Origin of the sequence: Pantoea sp. SIMBA_079 (assembly GCF_046940275.1) — a bacterium.
GTDB lineage: Bacteria > Pseudomonadota > Gammaproteobacteria > Enterobacterales > Enterobacteriaceae > Pantoea > Pantoea borealis.
The window spans coordinates 1-239 of sequence record NZ_JAWRYR010000871.1; the positions used below are offsets into that span (position 1 = coordinate 1).

A 239-nucleotide genomic window follows, 5' to 3' on the forward strand; every position below is an offset into this window, starting at 1 on the left:
CGGCAACTCGTCAGCCAGCACCCGCTGGATCGCCTCGACCACCACCGGGTGGTTGTGGCCCAATGCCAGGGTGCCGGCACCGGCCAGGCAGTCGATGAACTGGCGGCCCTCGACATCTTCCACATGGATGCCACGAGCGCGTTTGAGCGCCAGCGGAATGCGCCGCGGGTAACTGCGGGCGTTGGATTCCTGCTGTTGCTGGCGTTGCAGCAAAGGCGAATCGGTGAATTCGTACAAGG

1 protein-coding gene is annotated in these 239 nt (G+C 64.4%); it reads right to left on the reverse strand.

What is annotated here, in order from left to right:
• Positions 1–237: aminotransferase class III-fold pyridoxal phosphate-dependent enzyme (locus tag SB719_RS22420; protein WP_412160071.1), on the reverse strand; the 237-nt coding region annotated here is incomplete at its 3' end.
• Between the last annotated feature and the right edge of the window lie 2 nt (positions 238–239).